The organism is Evansella sp. AB-rgal1, assembly GCF_041820985.1.
Classification (GTDB): domain Bacteria; phylum Bacillota; class Bacilli; order Bacillales; family Salisediminibacteriaceae; genus Evansella.
The window spans coordinates 1-9,083 of sequence record NZ_JBGUAU010000060.1 but is presented as its reverse complement, the minus strand read 5'-3'; the positions used below and the strand labels follow the sequence as shown (position 1 = coordinate 9,083).

Sequence of the window (9,083 nt, the reverse complement as noted above, 5' to 3'; positions counted from 1 at the left end):
GCTACTTGTAAACATTTTTTTTCGCCAGTAAGTAAATTAAGCCCATAAGTTGTTCGTGGTGTGATCAAGGACTCAAATTGAACTAATACTTCTGAAGCATCATAACTTTGATTGGATAAGACAGAGACAGTGTATAAGGGTTCATCCCACTCAAATTGTTTTAACTCGCCGTTCTCTAGAGTCCAGATTTGTGTTAGCCCGTTTTCCCGCCCAGAGAGAAGCAATGTGTCTTGAAACGGGTGTATGGATTGTATATATCGATTCTCGTTATACTCAACGACGTTCTCCCGAGAAGAAAGGTCAGCGAGTGGACATCGCAGAAGTTGAAAGTTCAAAGCACCTTCATTTGTTAAAATAAGCAGGTCATTGCCCCAATGTTCCACTTCATACTCTATTCCATTACGTCGTTCATCTATCAGTTGTAAAGGAGATAGTGGTGAATCAGCATGTAGCAGGCGAATTTCACTCGTAATTTTGGAACTTGATTGAACAAAGATAAACTTTCCGCTTTGCGATTTGCTCACATATAATGTAAAAGTATTGTCTTTTTCTTCATAAATCAATTCATCACGATCCACGTCTGTTCCTATACGATGTCTCCATAAGCGGTATGGACGCTGATGTTCGTCAACGGTAATGTAAAAAATATATTCTCCACAATGACTCCATTCCATGCTGCCAAACAAATAGACTTCTCTAATTCGGTCGGGTAAAAGTTCACCTGTTTCCATATTTTTTATATGGATGGTATAGCGGTCTGAACCATCTCGATTCTCCAAATATGCTAGGTAACTGTGATCGGTACTCATACGCTGTAATGTTACACTTAGGTAATCTCCGTCTTTAGCTAATTCATTTAAGTCGAGCACAACTTCCTCATGTGCATCAGACAATAGCTCACGGCTTGCAGCACGCTTACGTGCATAAATTGGATATTGCTTGTCTTTGTCAGAACGAGAATAGTAGAAGAATTGTCCATATTGGACCGGTACATTTACTTCTGAATCTGGTACTCGATCAACCATACTTTGGTAAATTTGTTCGGTTTGTTCCTTTAAGGGGCTCATGATTTCGTTAAAATACTTATTCTCTTCCTCTAGATAATGGATGACCTCAGGATTGTTGCGGTTCCTCAGCCAATAATAGTCGTCTTTGCGTACATCGCCATGCAAATCATGGAGATGAGGAATGCGTTTTGCTATAGGTTGTTTCATAAAATCCTCCTTTTCGTTACGTAGTATACTTTCGGTACACGGAATGTGAAAACCTCTATTCATTTTTTAAAAATTTGCTGACATTAACTATATCAGGCAATCGACATCCACAGATATCTGTCGTATTTTGTCGTTATATTGGTAGTTGACAAAAATAGAAGATCATGGAATTATTAGGTAGACAACCACACATTACCTCTCGTTACACTTTTCTAATCCCAAATCCCAAACCCTATAAAAAACTTTACTCTTAATACGTTTTTATCTACTATTTATCAATTATCTCTTCCTTCATACTTCGAGCATATTTCCCACAAGCACTCTATTTTTCCATAACTGATTCCATTTAACAGCTTAAAAAAATGACAATTTGAAAGGAGTGATATCTCATGTAAACTTTTATATCTTTTTTGAGTTTATGTAAATCAAATTTAAAAAAATTATAGGAGGAATTCATATGGGTCACGATATTTCAGGATTTAACAAAGCAGGAGAAGAAATTGCTTATGCACGTTTTAGTATGGGAAATAATAATGCCACGATACTGTACAGGTTATTAGATGCAGGTGAGTACTATGCAGGAGTAAGTGGATCAGGGGGGAGTTCTAGTTTTTCAAAAGAGCAAATTCAAAGGGCTTTAATTATCTACCATCGGTTACCTAATAATGCCAAATCTTCATCAACAAAAGATGATTTTGAATCATGGGATATGAAACAGATCCTTGAATTTATTCAAAATTGCTTAGCAACAGCAGAAAAAGAAGGTAGTGTGACCGTCTACTTTGGTTAACATACTCTTTAAAAGATATACTCTCTTCTCCAAAAATCTTCTAGTTCCCATCCTTACTTTCATGTTTATCCTCCCTATTTTTTTATTACAGAAAGACTAGAAAACTGATATAACACTGTGTATATCTATTTTCAATAATATGAAAACAACTAAAAGATAAATGGGTTTTTTGTAACGATCTTTAGGAATTATCACGAATTTACTATATAATTAGTATGGATAAGACTGTGAAAAATCTTACAAACTATGATCTGTTTAGTGAACTGATAGGAGGATATTATGTTTCAAGTAACCGAGGCAACAGGATGCTCATTTAATGAAGAATACCTACTCAAGGAAGATAGGAAATTCGATATTCGGGATTTTGGGGCGGGAAGTGATCAAACTCCCGTGCAGAATACGAGGGCGATTAACAGTGCTATTGAAAAAGCATCGGAGACAGGTGGTACGGTAATCATTCCAAAAGGTGATTTCAGGGTGTATACCATTTTACTAAAAAGCGGTGTTAATCTATTTTTGAGTGAAGGTAGCGTGCTTCATGCTGCCAAAACGGATATTAAGAATTCCTACGAACTCCAGGTAGGCGAGGGTGGTAACTACGAAGAACCAGAAGTAAATCCTTATGTTGGTCTACAGGACCATGGCCATACATATTTTGCAAATAGTCTGATTTACGGTGCTGATATCCATGATGTGATGATTTATGGACCAGGATTACTAGATGGTAGTTTTTTAAATGACGAGGGAGAATTAGAACATGTTCTCATGGGTGGTGATCCTCATGATCCGGTTCGACGAAATGAAGCGGGCCATCAAGGCGAATGGTTTGGAAACAAGGCAATTGCGTTAGTGAGATGTGAAAATGTAGCGTTCTGTGATTTCTCTATTCTAGCAGGTGGTCATTTTGCCATTATTACTACTTGTGTAAAAAATATGTTTGTTAACAATATCTTAGTTGATACAAACCGGGACGCATTCGATATCGATTGTTGTGAAAATGTAACCGTTCGCAACTCTACGTTTAACTCCTTAACGGACGATGCCATTGTAATGAAGGCTTCCTACGGTGGTGGTCTGTTTATGCCGCTAAAAAATGTGTTGATTGAAGATTGCAAGGTATATGGTTATGATATGGGATCTGTTTATTCAGGAGAGTTTACAACAGATAAACTAATAGCCACAGACCGATGTGGTCCAACTGCCCGTGTGAAACTTGGTACAGAGTCTACTTGTGGCTATGACATTGTCACTGTTCGCCGTGTACAATTCAAACGTTCAAGAGGTTTTGCATTAGAGGCTGTGGATGGAGCTGATTTAAGTAATATTATTTTTGAGAATTCTACTTTAGAAGATATTAGTAGTTCGCCTATTTTTATTAAAGTAGGTGATAGAGGACGGTTTCCGGTAACAGGGAATTCTACATCAGAAGATTTCATTCCGGAACAGGAAACTCCAGAAAATGTGCGCCTAGATAATATAAACTGGGTACTCCCAGCTAAGGGAACGTATCAGACTTATCCAGCGAAACGTTATCTGCCTTCTTATAACAGAGATCGTAAGGTGTCCGTAGATGGCCAATCGTTTTTTGAAGTTGTTGACCAAGAGCAGGCATGTAGAGTGAACACGGCGAATTTTCATGAAGAAAATGGTAAGTATTATACACTGAAATATGATGCTACATTGATGAAATATGTACCAGATTATGATAAGGAACTAACTGAGAGTGAACTTGTCCTTTATGCTAACGCAAATGGGAGCGATCATATAGCGTATGTCCATGATATTATCATTAGAAATATTTCGGTGAAAAATGTAGATCCTCGATATCCAATTGAATTAATGGGGCTTGATGGAAATCGCATAAAGAATGTTCTCATCGAAAATGTTCAGGTGGAATATCGCGGTGGTCTAAGTTTGGAGCATGCTGTGGAACAACGTCAGTTGAATACAAACTGGGAATATTCGCAGAATGGCCAAAAGCAACGAAAGATACAACCATTGCCTTGGTTTATTAACACCTTTTTCTTGAAAAATGAGGGGTTATTGCCACGAGTAGATTGGGATGCGGAAACTGGTACCTGGAAGGATTCACCGTTCAACGTTCCAGAGCTTCCGGAAGTTTATCCGGAACCAAGCAACTGGGGGATACTTCCTGCTTATGGTCTGTATGCAAGACATGTGGAAAATCTATATCTTCATAATATAAAAATGCATTCTATTGTTGAGGATACGAGATATCCAGTTGTTCTTGATGATGTGGTAAATGGTGAGTTGAAAAATATGGACGTTTCACATACTGTGAATGTAGAAGAAGTTGTCTTTGTAACAAACCATTATAAACGTCCTGCTGGACTAGAGTATGTACCAGATTATCAATATCATACGACAACTGTTGAGAATGTTGAGATTGATAGTAAGCTTTCTGTTAAGAGTATTGAGATCAACTCACCGGCACCAGGAACTCCAAAGGATAGTATCTATTCATACGAAACGGTAGCTGTTCCTGAAAACGGATATACTTATGCTTGTGCTACAGAGGAATATCCTCTGCCACAAACCGTATACCGACCATTTTTTAAACCGGTCCCAACACAAAGTATTAAAGCGGGCGAGACTCTTTCGTTTGATGTTATTGCTAGACAGCCTGCTTTTGAAGCATCTACCCGTGAAACGGACGGCAAGATTTACAATGAAACTGTGGCAGTGAGGGACTTCACTGTGCAAGGTATATCTGAACCAATGGTATTAAAAGTGAGCGAACTTCCAGTAGGTGCAAATTTTGATAGTTCTTCCTTTTCGCCGGGACAAGCGTGTTCTTTCACTTGGACACCGACCGCTGAAGATATGAAGGAAGAGCCATACATCGTCACTTTTATTGCAGATGATGGAATCATACCAGTTGAGATGGAAGTTGCGATTAAAGTAATATAGTTAGGATTAATTAATAAAAGAGTGCACTGAAAAGGTTAGTTCTCAGTGCACTCCGTGTTTTAACACTTCAATAAAAAAGGAGTTACTGCCCTTCTAATAGAAACAAATGACTCGGTGACAACTCCACTTTTACTTCTTCTTTTAAGATTCTATCTACTTCATTATTCGGCACAGAGACATGTAAGTTGAGTATATTTTCTACATCAATCGATACATTTGTCTGGTGAACGCCTTTCACCACTTCTGTTACTGTAAAAGAAAACATGTTATCCGACGGAAAATCAAATTTCCTGAACCTTATATTTTCAGAGTAGATACCAACATGTGTTGTATTATTTGAGATTGGTTGTCTTCCAACCTTAACTGTTAATCCGTAAATATCACACTTAATATGGTCTTCGACTTCGGATATGGAATTAACGGGTATTATATTTTTACAACCAATTATTTTTGCAGCAGAAATATTTTCTGGCTTTCTGAAAACCGCATCTTTTGATCCTGATTGTATGATTTGTCCTTGATCATACAGAATTAGATGATCACAAAGTCTGTAAGCTTCTTCCATGTTATGAGTAACAAGTAGAACAATACCAGAGTAATTTTCCTTTAAGATATTCAATAATTCTTGTTCAAGAATATGTTTGACATGATGATCTAGTGCAGAGAACGGTTCGTCCAATAGGAGTAAGTCCGGTTCTGTTACTAACGTTCGAGCGAGAGCGACTCGTTGTTGTTGTCCACCAGAAAGTTGATTAGGATAGAAATTTTCATAGCCAGAAAGTTGTACCTTTTTTACCATGTTGGATACCTTTTGTTTTTTCTCCACATTGGTTTTTCCTTTTAAGCCATATTCAATATTTTTCTCCACCGTTAAGTGGGGAAAAAGAGCGTAGTTTTGAAAAACATAACCTATCTTTCTGTTTCTTGATTTTACATTAATGCGATGTTGAGAATGATAAAGAGGTGCATTATTTAATAAGATTTCACCATACTCTGGTGAGAGAAGTCCGGCGAGGCATTGTAAAGTAACACTCTTCCCACAACCAGAAGGGCCAATGATACCTGTAATCCCCGTTCCTACCTCGAACTTGGTATCCAATTGAAAGTGTTTTAGTTTTTTTTTAATATCCACCTTTAGCATACAATCACCCATTTCCCTTTATCATTCTTTTTTCCAGTCGATTAATAATATAAAGTATACTAATTGATACGACTGTCATAATGAAGACGAGAATATTAGCCAACTCCCGATCTCCAGCTAGTAAAGCATCATAAATGGCAATAGGCATGGTCATTGTTTGATTAGGAATACTTCCAGCTACCATTAGTGTTGCCCCGAAATCACCGAGTGCTCTAGCAAATCCCAGAGTAATTCCTGCAACGATACCTCTCCAAGCTAGTGGGATGATAATAGTTAAGAAAATATTTAATTCATTTCTTCCCAAAACTCTTGCAGCATTCAGTAATGTAGGGTCAATCCCAGCAAATGCGGACCTCGCTGATTTTATTAGAAATGGAATCGATACAACGAGTGCAGCAATAACTGCCCCAGCAGGTGTGAAAACAATGGTAATGTCGAATCTTTCTTCTAAAAATTTACCGATGGTACTTTGACGACCTAGTAAAACTAATAAATAATAACCTAGTACGGTTGGTGGTAGAACAATTGGTAAAGTTATGATCGTGTCAATAATATCTGCGACTCTTCCATTTGATCGACTGAGATAATAGGCAATAGGAATGCCAATGATAAAAGCAAAGAGAGTTGCGGTTAGTGCAACTCTTAATGATAAAAATAGTGGAAATAAATTAATCCCTTCGAACATTTAATTCCCCTCCGGAACGATAAAACCATAAGACTCCATAATTGATTTCCCTATTGTTCCCTTAATATAGTTGAGAAATTCTTTCGCTACTTCTTCCTCGCTTGTACGATTGATAACAGCAATAGACTGCTCGAGTGGAGCGTGCATCTCCTCATCGATAAGATGGAAATCCACTTCGTCCTCTCTATAAAGGGAAAGTGCAATAATACCTGCTTCTGCATTACCAGTTTCAATAAAAGTAAGTGTGTCTGAAATATTTCGTCCGTAAACTAATTTTTCCTCCACTTGATCCCATATCCCAGCAGTTTCTAGCGCTTGTTTAGCCGCTAATCCGTAGGGAGCGTGAGCAGGATTAGCGATTGCAATTTTTCTAACTTCTGGTTTTACTAAATCTTCTATCGTTTCAATTGATAAGGTACTGTCTGGTAGAGTAGAAATTCCAATTCTACCAAAAGCGTACGTTGTTTGGGTTTCTGGAATGATTAAGTTTTTTTCACGGAGTTGATCAACGAACTTAACGTTCGCGGCTGCAAAAATATCATAAGGAGCCCCGTTCTCAATTTGGTCTGCTAGTTGACCTGTTGATCCAAATGAAAAGGTAACTTTTGCTCCGGTTTCTTGCTCAAACAATTTGCCTATTTCTGTGAAAGCTAAAGTTAAATCAGATGCAGCTGCAACGTTTATTTCTACTTTGTTGTTTTCTAATGATTCCTTTGAACTGCAACCACCAACAAGGAAAACAACAAAAAAAGTAAATGATATAATTACGAAATTGTGAGTCTTTTTCATGCCATTCTCCTTTTAACGAAGTATGTCTAGTTATAACTAGATATAATTATAATTGTTTTGTAAATGAGAATACAATGATATATATATACTCTTCTATGTCTTCAGGATTACCATTGTTGTTAGCATTAGAAATATTCAGCTGAAAAGTGATTTTCAAAGTTCGTGCTTTTTTAAATCTGGAACTTCAAAAAGTCTCTTCCTTCTATATAAAATGCTTTTTAAGAATGAATTTTTTGGGTTTATATCAATTAAATTTTAACTCCTGGAGGTCGCACCTATTTTTCCAAATAAAAGGTGAAAAATAAGGACATTTATACATAGTTAAACGTAAGTCACAAATCTGTGAATTAAAGACGATTTACGCTGGTCATTTTTACTATATAGTAGGTCTATAATTATTTTTACTTGAAGTTCAATCATATGTGGTGAGAAGGGGCGATTAGATTGTACGAAGCAGCAATAGTAAAGACACCAAAAGAATTGGAGTGTTTCTTGCTATTAGGGGATGCTGTGATTGTCACAGATATAAATCATGTGGTTATAAATGTAAATAAAACGTTCGAAACGATCACTGGGTTTAATAAAAATGAAGTAATTGGACAAGACGCTGGTATGTTTAAGTCCTGTCTAACACCACGATCTACATTTCTTTCTATGAAGAAGAACTTAAATAAATTAACTTATTGGTCAGGTGTGTTCATTAATAAGAAAAAATCGGGAGAATTGTGGCATTCATCTATTACCATTACCCCTATTGAATGTAATCAAACGGTTTATTACATCGGGGTTTTTAAAGAGCTAGAACAATTAAGCGATGGAATGTATCTATCAAATGTGAAGAAGGAAGAGGTACAAAAAGAACTATTAAAGGTACTGGCTATCTCTTGTGAAATTAGAGATCCTGGGATTGAGAATCATTTATTACGAGTTCAGGAGCTAACAAAACAATTGGTAGAAGCTCATATAAAAAAGAATGACTTAACAATTGATTTGCACTTTCTTCAAGACATCAAAAATTCAAGTATCTTACATGACATCGGTAAAGCGGGAATTCCAGAAGGGATACTGTATAAGCCAGGAAAACTTACTACTTATGAAAGAAAGATAATAGAAATGCATCCTCAAATGGGGAAGGATATCTTAGATAAGGTATCTACGGAAGCAAGTAATGATTTCATGAAAAGCAGGAACGTAGCAGAAAACATCATATTATATCATCATGAGTATTGGAATGGAGAGGGATATCCCTTTGGATTAAAGGGGGAAGATATTCCTTTTGAAGCAAGAATTGTGGCAATTGTAGATGTATATGATGCACTAACAAGTCAACGGGCATATAAGGCGGCATGGACGAAACAAAGAGCTTTAAAGTATATCTTAGAACGAAAAGGTGTTCAATTTGATCCCAAAATAACAGATACATTTATACATCTGTTTAATTTCTTTGATTAAATTTCTTCGGATGGTGAAAATGAATGAAGAATAATTGGGAACAAATACAAAATGTAAGAACTATATTACATGCTGAGGTGC

Annotated in this window: 7 protein-coding genes; 3 read left to right on the top strand and 4 right to left on the bottom strand. The window is 36.7% G+C overall.

Annotated features, from left to right (window positions below):
- Positions 1-1,214: S9 family peptidase (locus ACERII_RS25450; RefSeq protein ID WP_483867439.1), on the bottom strand; the 1,214-nt coding region annotated here is incomplete at its 3' end.
- Positions 1,215-1,671: 457 nt separating this feature from the next.
- Between ACERII_RS25450 and ACERII_RS25445 the strand changes: the two genes are divergently transcribed.
- Together ACERII_RS25445 and ACERII_RS25440 are read left to right on the top strand one after the other, a co-directional pair.
- Positions 1,672-2,004, top strand: a complete 333-nt coding sequence (locus ACERII_RS25445; protein WP_373645802.1) for a hypothetical protein — start codon at positions 1,672-1,674, stop codon at positions 2,002-2,004.
- A 279-nt stretch (positions 2,005-2,283) separates the two neighbouring features.
- Complete coding sequence (locus tag ACERII_RS25440; protein WP_373645801.1) at positions 2,284-4,935, top strand: glycoside hydrolase family 28 protein; 2,652 nt, start codon at positions 2,284-2,286, stop codon at positions 4,933-4,935.
- Between the two features lie 82 nt (positions 4,936-5,017).
- Here the strand turns inward: ACERII_RS25440 and ACERII_RS25435 are convergent, their stop codons facing one another.
- The 3 genes from ACERII_RS25435 to modA are packed head-to-tail and all read right to left on the bottom strand — an operon-like array spanning position 5,018 to position 7,550.
- Positions 5,018-6,076 carry a sulfate/molybdate ABC transporter ATP-binding protein gene (locus tag ACERII_RS25435; protein WP_373645800.1) on the bottom strand — a complete coding sequence of 353 codons (1,059 nt, stop codon included), beginning with the start codon at positions 6,074-6,076 and terminating at the stop codon, positions 5,018-5,020.
- 4 nt (positions 6,077-6,080) lie between these two features.
- Positions 6,081-6,761 carry a molybdate ABC transporter permease subunit gene (modB, locus tag ACERII_RS25430; RefSeq protein WP_373645799.1) on the bottom strand — a complete coding sequence of 227 codons (681 nt, stop codon included), beginning with the start codon at positions 6,759-6,761 and terminating at the stop codon, positions 6,081-6,083.
- Entirely contained in the window at positions 6,762-7,550 is a 789-nt protein-coding gene (gene modA / locus ACERII_RS25425; protein WP_373645797.1) for a molybdate ABC transporter substrate-binding protein, read from the bottom strand.
- Between the two features lie 444 nt (positions 7,551-7,994).
- Here modA and ACERII_RS25420 point away from each other — a divergent pair, with 444 nt between their 5' ends.
- Positions 7,995-9,002 carry an HD domain-containing phosphohydrolase gene (locus ACERII_RS25420; RefSeq protein ID WP_373645796.1) on the top strand — a complete coding sequence of 336 codons (1,008 nt, stop codon included), beginning with the start codon at positions 7,995-7,997 and terminating at the stop codon, positions 9,000-9,002.
- The last annotated feature ends 81 nt before the right edge of the window (positions 9,003-9,083 follow it).